Here is a 16088-nt window from a genome sequence, read left to right on the forward strand (position 1 = left end):
GTCAGTCTGTCGCGCATCGCAGCCTTGAAATCGCCGCCACGCGATCCAGCACGCGTTCTCGCGCGAGGCGCAGGGCAATTCGCGTCACGACAAACCCGTCGGGGACTCTTGCGTGCGCGCGATGGGAGCAGGTCAGTGAGCCGGCTTCTTCGTCTTGTGCGACCTGGAAACCTTCCGCTTCGCCACCGGCCGCCGCTCCACGCGCTCGCTCGCCTCGCGCGGTTCGGGGCCACCGCGGAAGAACGCGCGGCAGGCCGGCGACAGCTGCGCCTTGTTCCTGATCATGCAGGCCGTGATGCGATCGACGTCGGGAATCTCGGGACCGCAGAGCCGGAACGCATCCGGCGTACAGGCCTGCTGCTGGTCGGGTGTGTAGGCCTCACCCCGGCCCGGCAGCAGCAGTGCCGCGAGGGCCACCGCTGCAATCAACGCAAACGAAAAACTCCTCGAACCGGCGATCCCCATGCATCCCCCCAAGGTGGCACTAAGGTGTCGTTTAGGCGTCGTTTCGGAGAGTGTGGGTGATGCGACGATGAAGTGCAAGCGGGCGAGATGACACGCCAGCGGCGATCAGGCAGACGGCGCGCGAGCGCATGTTGGCCCGATCTTGCGACGTCGCGGTGGGTGATGGTGTGGATGGTACAGTTGGGTGGGCTCGAACCACCGACCTCCTGTTCCACAGACAGGCGCTCTAACCAACTGAGCTACAACTGCATCCTGACGCACGGCCCCGCAAAGGGGGGCGGCGATTTCGGCGGAAACTAGGTGCAACGCCCGCCTTTGGCAAGGCCGTAACGCGCCGATTTCCGCTCTTATCTCGGGCCGTTCGACGGCCCCATCCAGCAAAAAGGCCCGGACCGAAGGGCCGGGCCTTTCGCAATCTCATTCGGGCCGAAGATCAGGCGGCCGGCTTGTAGAACTTCGAGGCGCTGGCCTTGATCGGCTCGGCGGTCTCGCTGGCGACCTTCTGGCCGAGCTCGGCCAGCTCCTTGGCCTGCGCGGTGTAGGTCTCGAACTGCTTGCGGGTGTGCGAGGTCCACAGCTCGACCGCTTCGGTCGGCGACTTCACGCTGAACAGCTCCTGGGCGAAGTCGAGCGACGAGGTGGTGTTGGCCTTGAAGAACTCGATCAGCTTGGCCGAATATTCGCTGGCGCCCTTGCTCACCGAGGTGAACACGGCCTCGACCGTCGAGTTGTGGGTTTCGGCGGCATCCTTGAACTTGGCGTAGCTGTCGCGGGCCTGCAGCACGCCCTTTTCGGCGAACGCGCGCATCTGCTCGGGAACTTCAAACGGGATGATCGAGGCGGAGAACGGATCGGACGGGGTGGTCATGACGTGTAATCCTTCGCAACGGGTGAAGTAGATGTGACCATTGCGGACGCCCCCGGACCAATTGAAGCCGGGAACGTTGAAATGGATCACGCTGCCTTGATTCACGGGATTGCCCTTCGTCGGGCGCGCCTAATAAACACCCATATCATGTCAAGATTGTGCAACGCAACGTAAGATCGCGTGCAACGCCACATTTTTTATGTGGCGGAATATGGGGTTACCGCGCCCGACCAAGGTTGGCCGGCCAAAATCGGCCGGAATCAGCCTGGATCAGCTGCCGGTCAGTGCCCCCTCAGTTCTTGGGCTTGACGGCGTCCATCGCCGCACGGCTGACGGCCTGGCCCATTTCGCTGGCCTGCTCGGCGAGCGAGCGCATCTGGCCCTGGACATATTCGCTGTGCAGCCGCATCACCTCGGTGAGGTCCTTGGCCTTGAGCAGCGACTGGGCGTAGTCCAGCGACGACTGCACGTTCTTTTCCGCGTAGGACAGCGCCTTGGTGGACAGGTCCTTGGCGCCGGCGCGCATCGTGGCGTTGCGCTCCTCGATCTTGCCGGCAGTGTCTCGCGCATTGGTCACGAACTGCTCGAACGCCTTGCGCGCCTGGTCGAAGCTCGCCTCGGCCATCGACCGCATGTCCTTGGGGATTTCGAACTTGGGGATCTCGAAATGGTCACGCCCGTTGTCACTCATGGTCGTTCTCCCTCGCTTGGTGATCGGCCCGCCGGTTGGCCTCTGCGGGCGCGCGGCAGGATATATCGCGGCCGTGCGATCGCAGGTGTGACGCGGTGCCTCCGGTTCCGCATCACGCCGTCGCAGCCGGCTCTACCCAACAACGCTAAACCGCTGTGGATCGTTCAGCCAAGTTAACGTTATCCCGGCTTTGCCTGCTACAGGCTGCTGGCGGACATGGACCTGCCGCCCCCCAGTTGCGATACTAACCTTCTGTTAAGGCTGTCGTCCTGCGGCTGCCGGCGTCTCGGCAAAGCTTAGGAAGAAGCCAAACCCATGCGGTCAAATCTTGCGTGATGATTGACGCGGAATTCCAGATCCAGGCGCTCGGCGATGTCAGGCTGGCGGACCATGCGACGAGCCCCCTGCCCGCGTGGCTGTGGTCGGCCGACGGCGCACGGATTCTGTGGGCCAATCCGGCCGGCGCGCAGGTATTCGGTGCCGCCAACGGCGCCGACCTCGCGAAGCGCAGCTTCGGCCCGGCCGATCCGCATCGCCGCCAGGTCGCGCGGCTCGGCCCCAGGCTCGATGGCGGCGGCGCGGTGCGGCTGGAGCGGCTGCGCGGTTTCGGCGCCGCGCCCGGCATGCTTGCGACCTGCGGCTGCAGGCGGATCGAGCTCTCGGACGGCAGCCACGGCATCCTGGTATCGGCGCTCAATGCGACCGGGCGCGGCCTGTCGCTCGCCGAGCGCTTGCTGCGGCTGGTGCAGGGCTTGCCGCGCCCGGCCGCTGCGTTCACCAGCGATGGACTTTTGACCGCAACCAACGAGGCGGCGCGCGCGTTGCCCGGCCTGCACGATCTCGGCGAAGCCGGTCTCGATGCCGCGCGCGACGAGGCGCTGACCCAGGGCCGCGCCGCGGCAAATGTCGCGATCGGACGCGTCGTGCTGCAACGGATCGGCCGCGGCGCCGATCGCGCGCTGGTCGCGCTGATCAAGCCGGGCCCGCATCTCGCCGCCAAGCCGGCGGCGCCGATCGTGCCCGAGCCGGTTGAGCCGGAGACGGCTGCGCCGGAAGCAGCAGTGGGCGCAGCAGCACCGCAAGAGGTCGCGGTGGTCGAGCCGCTGCCAGCACCTGCCGCTATTGAACAGCCCGCAGTACTTGAAGAGGCCCCTGCGCCGGTCAGCGAGACGCCGGCCGCCTTAACACTGTTCGATGCGCTGGATCCACAACTGGACGAGCGCGTCGCGATCGAGCCAATCGTCGGCGCGACTGAGGCCGAGCCTGCGGTCGCGGCTCCATCTCCCGGATCAGAAGAGACGTCCACAGAGACCGCGCGCGTCGAGGCCGTGGCATTCGACACGACGCCCAATGAGACTCCCGCAGTCGAGGAGCCAATATCGGACGCGCTGATCGAAGCGCCCGCCGAGACGCAGGCCGAAGCGCCTGCGCATCTTGCTCCTCCGCTCGCGTCGGCAGAACTGGCGGATACGGAGCGAGCTCTGGCCGAGACCACGCCTGACGACACCACGCCCGACGAAATCGCCGCGGTCGAGGAGCCATTGTCGGACGCGCTGATCGAAGCGCCCGTTGATGAACCCAAGCCGGAGCCCGCGCCCGATCTCAAAGAGGCGGCGCACGCGCCCGCGCCGGAAATCGCGATGCCGCCCGCCGATCCCGTCCCTTCGCCTGATGCGATCGCGGATGTGCCCGCACCGCCGCCGGCCGCGTTGCCGGAGCCCGTAACGCTGGCGCCGGTAAAACCGCCATCCTGGCACGACGAGCCGTTGCCGATCCGGCGGCATCCGCTGCGCTTCATGTGGCAGATGGACCACGAGGCCCGCTTCTCGCTCGGCTCCGACGAATTCACCCGCCTGATCGGGCTGCACACCGCGGCCGGCTTCGGCCGGCTCTGGAGCGACATCGCCGAGAGTTTTGGCGTCGATCCCGAGGGCCGCGTCCTCAAGGCGTTCGCCAGCCATGACACCTGGAGCGGCATCACGCTGCACTGGCCGGTCGACGGCGGCGGCCGGCTGCCGGTCGAGCTGTCCGGCCTGCCGGTGTTCGATCGCAACCGGAATTTCGCCGGCTATCGCGGCTTTGGTGTGTGTCGTGATCTCGACGGGCTTGCGCGACTCGCCGCATTGCGCCGCTATGAGTTCTTCAGCGGCGCGATCGCGCCGCAATCGCTGTCGGCCGATGTCGCGCCGGCGCCGCGCACCGATGCGCCGCCAGGGCCTACCGCGCCGTATGATGATCCTCCGCCGCATGCGGAGCCGCCGCCCGATACGAATGCGATCACACCACCCGAGGAATTGACCGAGCCCGTAGCAGAGACTTCACACCAAGCCGATCCGGATCACGCCGTGGAAACGCACGAGGAAACGCACGAAGTGCGTCACGACCCGCCACCGAACGTGGTGCCGTTCCGCCCCGCCGGCGACGCACGGCCGCCGTCGCTGACGCCGGTCGAGAACAACGCCTTCAACGAGCTCGCCCGCCAATTGTCGGCCCGGCTCGAGAACGAGGCCGGCCTCACCGCGACGACGAACGACACCACGAGCGCAGAGCCGGTCGCCGACGATCCCGCTCCAAGCGAACCGCCGCGGCGGGCCGAGGCGCCGCCACAGCAGGACGAGGCCATACCGCAGGCGACGCCGGCCGAGGCGCCAAAGCCGGGCTGGCTCAGCGAAGCCGCGCCGGCGCCGCGCGCGGATTCCCGCCGCGACCGCGCGCTGCTCGATCTGCTGCCGGTCGGCATCCTGATCTACCGGCTCGACCGCCTGCTCTATGCCAACCACGCCTTCCTCGCCCGCATGGGCTATGACAGCCTGCACGCGCTGGAGGCCGCCGGCGGGCTCGACGCGCTCTATGTCGAACCCGGCGTCTCGCAGGCGAGCAGCACGTCGGGCACCGGCACGCCGGTCACGATCTCCGCGAACCAGAACGGCGACCACGGCGCGCAGTCGGTGTCCGCGGAGGCGCGGCTGCACACCATCAGCTGGGACGATGATGCCGCGCTGGCGCTGATCTTCTCGCGCACGCTGGACGAGGATGCCGCGGTCGCCACCGCGCTGTCCGATCCCGAACCGGCCGCCATCGCCGAGCCGGTGCTTGCGCCGCCGCCGCCGCAGGCCGGCCACGCCGACGCCGAGGAGCTCGGTGCGATCCTCGACACTGCGGCCGAAGGCATCATCATGTTCGATGCCGAGGGCAACATCCATTCCTGCAACCGCAGCGCCGAGGCGCTGTTCGGCTATGACGGCGACGAGTTCATCACGCACAATCTCGCCGACCTGTTCGCGCCGGAAAGCCAGCACGGCATCGCCGATTATCTTGCGAGCGTGAAATCCCCCGATGTCGCGAGCCTGCTCGACCACGGCCGCGAGACGCTCGGCCGCGTCCGCCAGGGCGGCATCATCCCGCTGTCGGTGACGATGGGCCGCACCCGCGCCGACGGGCCGAATTTCTTCGCCGTGTTCCGCGATCTGTCGCAGGCCAAAAAGAGCGAAGGCGAGTTGCGCGAGGCGCGGCGGCTCACTGAGCGCGCCGCCAACGGCAAATCCGACATGCTGGCGCGGATCAGCCACGAGTTGCGCACGCCGCTCAACGCCATCATCGGCTTCGCCGAGGTGATGATATCGGAGCGCTTCGGCGCGCTCGGCAACGAGCGCTATGCCGAATACATGAAGGACATCCGCGCCTCCGGCGAGCGGGTGATCGCCATCGTCAACGACCTGCTCGACCTGTCGCGGATCGAGACCGGCAAGCTCGACCTCGCCTTCACCAATCAGAATCTCAACGAGATGGTGGAGAGCTGCGTCGCCGTGATGCAGCCGCAGGCCAACCGCGAGCGCATCATCATCCGCACCTCGCTCGCGCACACGCTGCCGCCTGTTGTCGCCGATGCCCGCGCGCTGCGCCAGATCACGCTGAACCTGATCGGCAACTCGATCCATCTCGCCAATGCCGGCGGCCAGGTGATCGTCTCGACCGCGCTGTCTGACTTCGGCGAGGTGATGCTGCGGGTGCGCGACACCGGCCAGAGCCTCAACGACAACGAGGTCGCCGCCGCGCTGGAGCCGTTCCGGGCGCCTGCGCCGTCCGATCAGGCCGGCGCCGGCGGCGTCAGTCTGTCGCTGACCAAGGCGCTGGTCGAAGCCAACCGCGCCAAATTCCAGATCAGGACCGGCGGCCGCACCGGCACGCTGATCGAGATCGTATTCTCCCACGCCGCCGCAAGGGCGTGAGCGGGCGGCGCGCGCGCGTCCTCTGTCGCAGGCGTAAGGGGCGCACCGGCGCACGGGCTCCCTCCCCCCTTGCGGGGGAGGGTGGGGAGAGGGGTGGCCACACGGCGCGCGCTCTCCATTTGCAGAACGACGAGATCGAGATTGCGAGAACGAGGCTTTCCTCGATCATCGCGCCCGGGGCCACCCCTCTCCCGCAAGGGGAGAGGGGCCTGAGCGACGTGCTCGCCTCACGCCGTTCGAGCGGCGCATATCTGCGCACTGCGAAAATCTGTCGCGCCGGACCTCGGCGGCACGGCATAAATCTTGCTGCAATTCCGATTGTTTGAAATTCATTATCTTACGAACCCGCCCGCTTTCGCGGGCATCTGGATCTCGCCGGATGCGCTGTCTCGTCGTCGCCGACCTGCATTATTCATTGCCGCAGTTCGACTGGCTGCTGGCGGCCGCGCCGCAATTCGATCTGGTGATCTTCGCCGGCGACGCGCTCAATCTCGGCTCGGCGGTGGATTTCCGCGCCCAGATCGTCGTCGTCACGAAATATCTCGCGCGGCTCGCCGGCCTCACGCGCGTGATCTTCTGCTCCGGCAATCATGATCTCGACGAGCGCAACGCGGACGGCGAGAAGGTCGCGCGCTGGGTTGCCGGCATCAGGGAGTTCGGCGTCGCCTGCGACGGCGACAATCTGAGCATCGGCGACACGCTGTTCACGGTGTGCCCGTGGTGGGACGGCCCGCTGGTCAAGGCGCGGATCGACGACCAGCTGCGCGCGGCAGCCGCCATCCCGCACCGCCGCTGGGTCTGGGTGCATCACGCACCGCCGGCGGATTCCCCGATCAGCTGGGGCGGCAAGCGCTTCTTCGGCGACGTCGAGCTGTTGCACTGGATCGAGCGCCATCATCCGGCGATGGTGATCTCGGGCCACGTGCATCAATCGCCGTTCATCCCGAGCGGCTCGTGGTTCGACCGGATCGGGACCACCTGGGTGTTCAACACCGGCCTGCAGCCCGGCCGGCCGCCGGTCTACATCGTGCTCGATCTCACCCAGGAGAAAGCCTTCTGGCTCGCCGCCGGCGACGCGCAGATCGTCGATCTCAACGCCCCCCTGCATCGGCCGGCAACGCCGCTCAGCGAGGCGCCGGACTGGCTCATATCCTTGGATCGGATTGCCGATCCGAGCCTGGCGCGACCTGCATCGGCGGCAGGTTGATCATGCTCTGCAGCACCTCGCCGACCATCGCCAGATGGGTGCCGTGATCGGCATATTGATGCATCAGGTCGGCCAGATAGGTCGTGGCAACGTGCAGCCGTTGCGCCAATAGCTGGGCGATCAGCAGCGCCACCGCGGGCTGCTGGCGAAGGAACGACGCCGCATCGTCGAACTCGTACAGCACGCAATCCGACGCCGTGCGCACCTTTGCGCTGTGCGGCCGGTCGAGCAGAACGCTCATCTCGCCGAACACCGCGCCGGGCTCGTCGATCACGGCGACCAGACTGTCGCCCTTCATGACTTCCACCTTGCCCTCGAGCAGTACGAACAGATGACCTGTCTTGCCGCCCTCCGCGATGAAATCCATGCCGGCCGGCAGGCTGCGCCTGTTGCCGCCGGTGCAATGGTCAAGGATCGCCCGCATGCCGCTTGGTCTCCGTCTCCGGTCAGACTAGGCGGAGATGCGGCCGAGGTGAACGGGATTAGCCGGGCGGTATGCCCAAATTGTCGGCAGGCCGCCGCGACGGCGCGAGCGGCTGGCCGTCACGCAGCGGGCGCGGCGTCTCTGATCGACAGGAAACTGCCGATCGTATCCAGGAACAGCTTTGGCGATTGCAGCTGCGGGACATGGGCACATCCCGCAATGACCCTGAGCTTGGCTTGCGGCAGTCCGGCTGTCAGCTCGTATGACATTGCCGGCGGCGTCGCCTCGTCGTATTCGCCGACCACGACAAGCGCCGGGACCGACACGCCGCCGAGTTCGGCACGAAGATCGAGGCTCGCCAGCGCGTCGCAGGCCGCGCAGAAGACGTCGGGATCGGTGCGCAGGAAGGCCTCGCGGCGATCCTGCATCAGCGCCGGATGCTGCGCCTGGAAATCCGGCGCGAACAGCCGGCGCATCGCAACCTCGGTGATCGCGGCAAGTCCCTTGTCACGCGACACCCTCGCCATGTTGCGAAACGCTTCGCGGCCCGGCTCGGAGAACGCCGCGCCGGTATCGGCGAGGATCAGCCGGCTCGCGATCGCCGGGTGACGGATCGCCATCTGCAGCGCGACGAACCCGCCATAGCCGTTGCCGAGCACGATCGCCGGCATGCCATCAGCCGCATCGTGCACCGCATCCGCCATCCGGTCGGCGACGGCGGCAAGGCCGCCCTCGACGGTGGCCGATCGGCCGAAGCCCGGCAGTTCCGGCACGACGGTCCGGAACGACCGGGCAAGCTCGGGCACGATCGCATCGAAGCTCGCGCGGTCCGACAGCAGCGAGTGAAACAGCACCAGCGGCGGCCCGTCGCCGGCCACGGCTGCGTTCACTGTGCGGTTGGCGAAAAGCCTGTCCATTGCCGGTCTCTTTCCATTCGCGCCGGGAGGCCCGAGACGCCCCCTGCGCGGCCTTTGATAAATCAAATCACACGGATTTCAAGCAAATTGGCTTGACGTGATATTTCACAAGATGCAATTTTATAGGCAGGAGAGCCAAGACAAATGATCCTTCTGCGGGAAAATATCTACGAAAATCTGCGCTCTGATATTTTATCATGCCAATTTGCGCCGGGTGATGAAATACGGGAGCAGGATCTCGCCGAGCGCTATTCGGTCAGCCGGCAGCCGGTTCGCGACGCCCTGCTGCGGCTCGAGCGCGAGCATCTGGTGACGGTGCAGCCCCGCCAGGGCTACCGGGTCAATCCGATCTCGCTCTCCGATGCACGCGACCTGCTGCGCTTCCGGCTCGCGCTGGAGCCGGCCTGCGTCGCCGAAGCGATCGAGAGTGCGCCTGACGGCGTCCTGAAATCGCTCGATGAATTCCGCCGCTTCTCCGGCAGCCACGAGGACTTCATCGCCTACAATCGCGGCTTCCACTCGGCGCTGGCGCACGCATCGGGCAACCGTCGCATGGCGACGACGCTGTGCGACCTGATCGGTCAGGCCGACCGGCTGGTGCGGGTCAGCGTCTCCAACCTGAAAGGCCACGATCCGGCGAAGCTCGTGGCCGAGCACGTCGCGCTGATCGACGCCATGCAGCAGCGCGAGGCCCGCACCGCGGGGCGCATCATCAAGGCGCACATCGCCGCCACCGAGAAGCGCGTGCTGCCGGCGCTCGAGCGCAACGCCGTCATCGTCGAAGAGAGGTCCGCATGAACATTCCCTCGAAGCCCGCGACGATCGACGTCGAGATCCACGGCAACTTCATCGACGGACGCGAGGTCGAGGCCGCAGGCGGCGAGCTGCTGGACGTCCGCAATCCCGCGACAGGCGACGTCATCGCGAAAATCCCGAACTCCACCGCCGAAGACATCGACCGCGCGATGAAGAGCGCCCGCGCGGCGTTCGAAGGCAAGGCATGGGGCGGCATGGACACCCGCGCACGCGCCCGGCTCGTCAACAAGCTCGCCGACGCGTTCGAAGCCAATCTCGACACGCTGTACCGGCTGGAGACCTTGAACAACGGCCGCCCCGTCAACGAGACCCGCGCGCAGCTGTCGCGGCTGCCGGATTTCTTCCGCTATTTCGCCGGGCTCGCGCTGGCGCGCCGGGATTCCGTCATCCCGGTCGAAGGCTCCTATCTGAACTACACGCTGCGCACGCCGATCGGAATCGTCGCCAACTGCACGCCGTTCAATCATCCGCTGATGATCCTGTGCAAGTCGCTTGCCGTGGTGCTGGCGACCGGTTGCGTCACCGTGGTCAAGCCGTCGGAATACACGCCGCTGACGACGCTGAAGCTCGCCCAGATTTTCAGCGAGGCAGGCCTGCCGCCTGGCGTCTTCAACATCGTGCTCGGGCTCGGCCAGAGCGCCGGCAAGATGCTGGCCGAGCACGGCGACATCGACAAGCTGGTGCTGACCGGCGGCACCGAAGCCGGCCGCATCGCGGGCAGCGCCGCGGCGAAAGTGTTCGCGCACCAGACCATGGAACTCGGCGGCAAGACGCCGGTGATGATCTTCGACGATTTCGACGTCGACCGCGCCGTCAACTACGCAGCATTCGGCGCCTTCATCGGCGCCGGCCAGACCTGCGTTTGCGCCTCGCGCCACATCGTGCAGGCCTCGATCTACGACGAGTTCGTCGCAAAGCTGCAGGCCAAGACCCGCAGCATCCGGATCGGCGATCCCTTCGATCCGAACACCCAGCTTGGGCCGGTGATCTCGGCGCGGCAGCGCGACCGCGTGCTCACCTATGCACGCTATGGCCGTGAGGACGGCGCGCGGCTGCTCACCGGCGGCGTGGCCGCGAAGGTCGCGGGTCACGACAACGGCTATTTCGTCGAGCCGACCGTGTTCGCCGACGTCAAATCCGACATGCGGATCTTCCAGGAAGAGGTGTTCGGTCCGTTCACCTCGGTGACGCCGTTCAAGGACGAGGCCGACGCGCTACGGCTCGCCAACGACTCGCCGTTCGGCCTCGCCGCCGCCATTCGCACCCGCGACGTCGCGCGCGCCCATCGCGTCGCCGCCGCGGTCAAGGCCGGCATCGTCTGGATCAACGACCATCACCGGCTCGATCCGGCATCGCCCTGGGGCGGCGTCGACGATTCCGGCATCGGCCGCGAATGCGGCACCGAAAGCTTCGACGACCATTTCAACACCAAGAGCGTGATGGTCGCGACCCACGAACAGCCGTTCGATTGGTATCGCGACACGGCGAGCCAGCGCCGATTGAACTAGCAGGGATCGAGCAGCGGCAAACCGCCCACAGATGGCGGGCCGCAGCAACGAGGAAACAGGCAAGGGGAGAGCGTACATGTCGACATCGGTCAATGCCGGGAGCCGTCTCGATCGGCTGCCGATCGGACCATTCCATCGCCGCATCATGATCCTGATCGGAATCGGGATGTTCTTCGACGGCTTCGACATCTACATCGCCGGCACCGTGCTCGGCGTGACCTTGAAGACCGGGTTCTCGACGCTTGCCCAGAATGCCGCGTTCATCTCCGCGACCTTCGTCGGCATGATGCTCGGCTCGTTCGGCACCGGATTCCTCGGCGACCGTTACGGCCGTCGCTTCACCTACCAGTTCAATTTGCTGCTTTTTGGCATCGCGTCGCTGGCGGCGGCATTTGCGCCGAGCATGGCTTTCCTGATCGCCTGCCGCTTCGTGATGGGCGTCGGCCTCGGCGCCGAAAACGTCGTCGGCTATTCGACGATGACCGAGTTCGTGCCGGCCCGCAGCCGCGGCAAGTGGCTCGGCTTCACCGCGGTCTGCGTCGTGACCGGCCTGCCGATCGCGCTGCTGGTCGCCTCCGTGGTCGTGCCGCTGTTCGGCTGGCGCGCGATGTTCGTGCTCGGCGGCATCGGCGCCCTGATCGTCTGGTACTTGCGCAAATCGCTGCCGGAATCGCCACGCTGGCTGGAGGCGGTGGGCCGCACCGCCGAGGCCGAGGCGCTGCTGCAGGCGATCGAGAAGGAGGCCGCTCAGGGCCAGCCCTTGCCGGCCCCCGCGGTCACGGCGCCGGCGCCGGTGTCGCCCGATCTTGCCACGCTGTTCACCGCGCCGCTGCTGTCACGCATGATCGTCGGCGCGGTCTGCCTGATCACCATCAATACGCTGCTCTACGGCTTCGTGACCTGGCTGCCGGTGTTCTTCATCAAGCAGGGCCTCTCGGTCGCGACCTCGTTCGGCTACGCGCTGCTGATGGCGCTCGGCGCGCCGATCGGCTCGGCGATCGGTGCCCTCACCGCCGACCGCTGGGGCCGCAAGCCGACGATCATCGGCGCCTCGCTGATCACGATCATCCTCGGCGTGATCTATCCGATGATCTCGGATCCCTTCTTGCTGCCCGCCGTCGGCTTCGCGCTGACAGTGCCGATCTACGTTTTGGTCGCGCTGCTGTTCGGCATCTACATTCCCGAACTATTCCCGACCGAGGTGCGGCTGCGCGCGTCCGGCATCGTCAACACGCTCGGCCGCGGCGCCACCATCGTGACGCCATTCCTGGTCGTGATGCTGTTCGAGGCGCGCGGCGTCGCCGGCGTGATGGCGTTGATGATCGGGCTTCTCATCGTGCAGATCATCACGGTCTGGGCACTCGGCATCGAGCCGCGGCACCGCAGCCTCGAGGAGCTCAAGGGCGAGGACGCGCCATCCGCGGTCCCGCAGGAAGCGTCGTGAAGCAGCGCGAGCGTCCTCGTCGATTTCCTGGCGAGGGAGCCGTTAGTGCTCGTAAGGGGAGCCACCAGCGGACGGGCTCCCTCCCCCCTTGCGGGGGAGGGTTGGGGAGAGGGGTAGCCACACGGCACGCTCTCTCCGAATTTGTAACGGCGACAAGCGAACGCAATTGCGTCGGTCGGTGCCCCTCTCAATCATCCCGCCCGGGACTCACCCCTCTTCCCACCCTCCCCCGCAAGGGGGGAGGGAGCCTGAGAGGTGTGCTCACCTTACGAAGCCACGAGCGGTCACGCGCGCGGTGACGTCGCTTTGCCCTACTGCTTGATCTCCACCGTCTGGCGCTTGCCGGCGGCGATCGAGAAGGGCTTCTCGACTTTCTGGCCGTCGGCATAGATGGCGACCGCGACGTAGTCGCCGGCGCCGAGCGCGACGTTATAGGCCGCGTCATAGCTCACCGAGATGCGCTTGCGCTCGTCATTGAGGTCGCGCTCGGCGCTGAGGATATCGATCTCCTGCGCGCCGTCGGTCTTGATCCCGACCACGCCCGCGTTCAGGTTGACGTTGATCCGGGTCGGCGCGCCGGACTTCACCTCCGCGCGCACCGTGCCCTTGGCCTCGCCGACCACGGCCGTCACGTCGTAGCTGCCGCTCGGCAGATCGAACTTGGACTCGGCGTCGTATTCCTGCGCGACCTTCTCGCCCTCGTCGCCGTCGGCCTTGGAGGGCTGGTAGACCGCGACCACGATGTCCTTCTCGACCTTCGGACCGCCCTCGGCGTAGGTCGAGGTCACGATCAGCTTGCCGACATCGAGGGTGAGCTGGACGTTGCTCGCGTCACCCGCGGCGACCGAGAACGGCTTGCTGGTCTTCGACTGCCCCTTGGTCAAGGTCAGCACATAGCTGCCCGCGCCGAGCACGAAGCGCGGCACCGCATCGTATTCCTGCGCGACCAGCCTGCCGCCCTTGTCGGAGACCTGCCAGACCACGTCATCGACCTTGCCCGCACGACCGGCGACCGCGCCCTCGCTGGTGACGTAGCCGGCGTCGAGGATGACATCGAGCACGGCCTGCTTGCCTTTCTCGACCTTGAGCGGAAACTCGCGCTTGAGCTGCCGGTAGGTCACCTCCGCGATGTAGTCGCCGGGCGCGATGTTGTCGGCGAACGGCGCGCCGTAGAAGGTGTTGACATGCTCGCCCTTCTCGTCGCCGGCGCGCTTGTAGATGCCCCAGTTGACGTCCTCGTCGCTGATCGGGTCGAGACCTTCGGCAAGCCGCGCCACGCCGCGAATGTTCTTGCCGAGATAGGGATCGGCGGCCGGCTTCTGCGGCGCTTCGCTCACGACCTTGGTGCCTTGCGTCGCCGCCACCGCCTTGGTCAACGCGCCGGTCAGGCTCGACGCATTGCCGGCATCGAGATAGACGCCGCCGGTCGCGCGCGCGATGCATTGCAGCTGGCTCTTCGCCGCGGGATCGGCGACGTCGAGGCCGATCACATGGGCGGTGAAGCCGATGCCGGCCTTCTTCAGCTCGGCGGCGGCCGCGCACGGATCCGGCGCGCAGGTCTCGATGCCGTCGGAGACCAGGATCACATTGGCCTTGTTCTCGGTCGAATGCAGCGCCTCGGCGGCCGCGCGCAACGAATCCGAAATCGGCGTCTTGCCCTTCGGATTGATGCCGTCGACCGCGGCCTTGATCCGCGCCGGATCGAACTTGCTCACCGGCACCATCAGCTCGATATCCTTGCAGTCGCCCTTCGAGCGGTGACCGTAGACCATCACGCCGAGACGATCGGCGGGATTCCATTTCGACAGGATGGCATCGACCGCCTGCCGCGCGGCGGAGATCTTGCTCTGCCCGTCGACCTGGCCCCACATCGAGCCGGATGCATCGAGCACGAGAATGGTGTCCGTCCCCTGCCCTTGAGCTTGGGTTTGGGTCTGCGCCTCGGCGCCAGGAGACGACAGCGACGCCAGGCCAAGCGACAGCAGGCCGGCAACGAACGAGCGGCAAAAAACCTTGATCACGGATCAGTCCTCGATGATGGAGACAATCGGAGGGCAAAGACGACTGCGGACGGCGCGACGCGTGTCGTGAGATCACCCGTCGCCCTGCCCCAGCCGCGCCCTGCTTCGATCTTGATTTTGTTTTTTGTTGGCCGGATTGCTGACGCGACACAATTGCGGTGCGCGCGCAACGAAACGCCAAAACACCTTCTATTGACGTAACTTGCGCCGGAACGCTTGGACTATTGCGACACGCATTTGGCCTGACGCGACACGCGGATGACGATTTAGATTGCTTCCGGAGTTGCGGGCTGCGGTTTCGGCAATGTGAGCGTCATCACGGAGCTCGCCTAATGTCATTGCGCGCCACCATGGTCTTGTTACGATTTGTCGGTGTCGTCGCCCCTACCTGGGGACGAGGGAGTGCTGAAAGCCTCTCATGAATCGCGCGTTACGCCTGATTGCCCAGCTCGGAATAGCGTCACTTGCAACCTGCAACGCGGCGTTCGGAGAAACCGCGTCGGTCGTCTCGATCGCGACGCCGCGCGGCGTGCAGCAGGGCTTCATCCTGATCAAGCCAGACCACGCAATCGCGTCCGTCATCCTGTTCGCCGGCGGAAGCGGCAGCCTGCGCTTGAACAGGGAGCCGCCTCCGCAGGTGGGGCCATACGCTTTCGTAGCCGGAAACTTCCTGGTGCGCAGCCGCGAGAAATTCGCCGCGCACGACTTCATGGTGGCCGTCATCGACGCTCCGTCCGATCAATCCAACGGGATGAGCGCATCATTCCGTCTAGGCAGCGACCACGCAATCGATATCGGCGCCGTCGCCGATTACATGAAGCGCCATGCCGACGTGCCGGTGTGGCTGGTCGGCACCAGCGCAGGCAGTTGGTCGGCGGCGCGCGGCGCCATCGCCGCCGGCCGCGACGGCATCGCGGCAGGCTCAATCGACGGCCTCGTGCTGACGTCGACCGTAACCCGCATTGCGCCGGGTTCTGCCTTCGCAAAGGCTTTCCCTGATATCGCCAGCAATTACCCGGACGGCGTCATCAGCATGGCGCTGCCCGAGATCAAGGTGCCGACCCTCATTGTGTCGCACAGCGAAGATGCCTGCGAGTACACGCCGGCCGTTGACGCGCAGTCGCTTGCGAAGCGCCTGACGCAGGCTGCCAAAGTGGAGATCGCTTTGCTCAGCGGCGGTGATCCGCCCAGGTCGACGCCGTGCGAGGCTTATGCGGCACACGGTTACTACGGCATCGAGACACAGGCCGTCGACAAGATTGCCGACTTCATCACGACCAATAGCAAGCACGCTCCATGACGCCACGCGTTCCGCGGGTGGATGCATTCTGGCGCGAGAACGCGGATGTTTGACCTAAACTCGGACCGCACATTCAGTGTCGTCCCGGGCTTGACCCGGCAACTGTTATGTTGAAGGGGCTGTCCGATAGGGCTTTCTGTCGCGCATCATGGCGTTGAGGATGGTGAGCAGCTTTCGAGCAACGGCAATGAGGGCGAG

General features: G+C 66.3%; 12 protein-coding genes and 1 tRNA gene. 6 read left to right on the forward strand and 7 right to left on the reverse strand.

Features of this window, described 5'->3' with window-relative positions; genetic code table 11:
- Positions 1-132: 132 nt before the first annotated feature.
- From BRSPCE3_RS34960 to BRSPCE3_RS34975, 4 genes are all read right to left on the reverse strand, one after another.
- Positions 133-417 (reverse strand): hypothetical protein, encoded by a 285-nt coding sequence (locus BRSPCE3_RS34960; protein WP_375710002.1) that lies wholly within the window; start codon positions 415-417, stop codon positions 133-135.
- 220 nt (positions 418-637) lie between these two features.
- Positions 638-714 (reverse strand) — tRNA-His (locus tag BRSPCE3_RS34965).
- A gap of 184 nt (positions 715-898) precedes the next feature.
- Positions 899-1333, reverse strand: coding sequence for a phasin (locus BRSPCE3_RS34970; protein ID WP_244071533.1), 435 nt, complete (start codon positions 1331-1333; stop codon positions 899-901).
- A gap of 292 nt (positions 1334-1625) precedes the next feature.
- Complete coding sequence (locus BRSPCE3_RS34975; RefSeq protein ID WP_212016897.1) at positions 1626-2024, reverse strand: phasin family protein; 399 nt, start codon at positions 2022-2024, stop codon at positions 1626-1628.
- A gap of 335 nt (positions 2025-2359) precedes the next feature.
- Between BRSPCE3_RS34975 and BRSPCE3_RS34980 the strand changes: the two genes are divergently transcribed.
- Both BRSPCE3_RS34980 and BRSPCE3_RS34985 read left to right on the forward strand, forming a co-directional pair.
- On the forward strand, positions 2360-6253 hold the full coding sequence (locus tag BRSPCE3_RS34980; protein ID WP_244071535.1) for a PAS domain-containing protein: 3894 nt from the start codon (positions 2360-2362) through the stop codon (positions 6251-6253).
- Positions 6254-6632: 379 nt separating this feature from the next.
- Positions 6633-7460 carry a metallophosphoesterase gene (locus BRSPCE3_RS34985; protein WP_244071537.1) on the forward strand — a complete coding sequence of 276 codons (828 nt, stop codon included), beginning with the start codon at positions 6633-6635 and terminating at the stop codon, positions 7458-7460.
- Here the strand turns inward: BRSPCE3_RS34985 and BRSPCE3_RS34990 are convergent.
- On the reverse strand, positions 7399-7884 hold the full coding sequence (locus tag BRSPCE3_RS34990) for a Crp/Fnr family transcriptional regulator (RefSeq protein ID WP_244071539.1): 486 nt from the start codon (positions 7882-7884) through the stop codon (positions 7399-7401). The two genes, BRSPCE3_RS34985 and BRSPCE3_RS34990, sit on opposite strands and share 62 nt — an antisense overlap.
- 119 nt (positions 7885-8003) lie before the next feature.
- Positions 8004-8801: an alpha/beta fold hydrolase gene (locus tag BRSPCE3_RS34995; protein ID WP_244071541.1), complete on the reverse strand. Its 798-nt coding sequence runs from the start codon at positions 8799-8801 to the stop codon at positions 8004-8006.
- A 144-nt stretch (positions 8802-8945) separates the two neighbouring features.
- Here BRSPCE3_RS34995 and BRSPCE3_RS35000 point away from each other — a divergent pair, with 144 nt between their 5' ends.
- The 3 genes from BRSPCE3_RS35000 to BRSPCE3_RS35010 all read left to right on the forward strand — a co-directional run bounded on the left by BRSPCE3_RS35000 (position 8946) and on the right by BRSPCE3_RS35010 (position 12569).
- Positions 8946-9599: a GntR family transcriptional regulator gene (locus BRSPCE3_RS35000; protein ID WP_244071543.1), complete on the forward strand. Its 654-nt coding sequence runs from the start codon at positions 8946-8948 to the stop codon at positions 9597-9599.
- Positions 9596-11125: an aldehyde dehydrogenase gene (locus BRSPCE3_RS35005; protein WP_244071545.1), complete on the forward strand. Its 1530-nt coding sequence runs from the start codon at positions 9596-9598 to the stop codon at positions 11123-11125. The genes BRSPCE3_RS35000 and BRSPCE3_RS35005 overlap by 4 nt, the downstream gene beginning before the upstream one ends.
- Before the next feature lie 76 nt (positions 11126-11201).
- Positions 11202-12569, forward strand: a complete 1368-nt coding sequence (locus BRSPCE3_RS35010) for an MFS transporter (protein ID WP_244071547.1) — start codon at positions 11202-11204, stop codon at positions 12567-12569.
- A 311-nt stretch (positions 12570-12880) separates the two neighbouring features.
- Here the strand turns inward: BRSPCE3_RS35010 and BRSPCE3_RS35015 are convergent, their stop codons facing one another.
- Positions 12881-14590: a VWA domain-containing protein gene (locus BRSPCE3_RS35015; protein WP_244071549.1), complete on the reverse strand. Its 1710-nt coding sequence runs from the start codon at positions 14588-14590 to the stop codon at positions 12881-12883.
- A gap of 418 nt (positions 14591-15008) precedes the next feature.
- On the opposite strand from BRSPCE3_RS35015, the gene BRSPCE3_RS35020 reads away from it, so the two are divergent.
- Positions 15009-15890 (forward strand): hypothetical protein, encoded by an 882-nt coding sequence (locus tag BRSPCE3_RS35020; RefSeq protein WP_244071550.1) that lies wholly within the window; start codon positions 15009-15011, stop codon positions 15888-15890.
- Positions 15891-16088: the final 198 nt, after the last annotated feature.

Source organism: Bradyrhizobium sp. Ce-3 (assembly GCF_022835695.1).
GTDB lineage: Bacteria > Pseudomonadota > Alphaproteobacteria > Rhizobiales > Xanthobacteraceae > Bradyrhizobium.

Excerpts from the sequence above, each read along its gene's own strand:
- BRSPCE3_RS34970 (WP_244071533.1), bottom strand. The coding sequence starts at position 1,333 with ATGACCACCCCGTCCGATCCGTTCTCCGCCTCGATCATCCCGTTTGAA.
- BRSPCE3_RS34975 (WP_212016897.1), bottom strand. The coding sequence starts at position 2,024 with ATGAGTGACAACGGGCGTGACCATTTCGAGATCCCCAAGTTCGAAATC.
- BRSPCE3_RS34980 (WP_244071535.1), top strand. The coding sequence starts at position 2,360 with ATGATTGACGCGGAATTCCAGATCCAGGCGCTCGGCGATGTCAGGCTG.
- BRSPCE3_RS34985 (WP_244071537.1), top strand. The coding sequence starts at position 6,633 with ATGCGCTGTCTCGTCGTCGCCGACCTGCATTATTCATTGCCGCAGTTC.
- BRSPCE3_RS34990 (WP_244071539.1), bottom strand. The coding sequence starts at position 7,884 with ATGCGGGCGATCCTTGACCATTGCACCGGCGGCAACAGGCGCAGCCTG.
- BRSPCE3_RS34995 (WP_244071541.1), bottom strand. The coding sequence starts at position 8,801 with ATGGACAGGCTTTTCGCCAACCGCACAGTGAACGCAGCCGTGGCCGGC.
- BRSPCE3_RS35000 (WP_244071543.1), top strand. The coding sequence starts at position 8,946 with ATGATCCTTCTGCGGGAAAATATCTACGAAAATCTGCGCTCTGATATT.
- BRSPCE3_RS35005 (WP_244071545.1), top strand. The coding sequence starts at position 9,596 with ATGAACATTCCCTCGAAGCCCGCGACGATCGACGTCGAGATCCACGGC.
- BRSPCE3_RS35010 (WP_244071547.1), top strand. The coding sequence starts at position 11,202 with ATGTCGACATCGGTCAATGCCGGGAGCCGTCTCGATCGGCTGCCGATC.
- BRSPCE3_RS35020 (WP_244071550.1), top strand. The coding sequence starts at position 15,009 with ATGAATCGCGCGTTACGCCTGATTGCCCAGCTCGGAATAGCGTCACTT.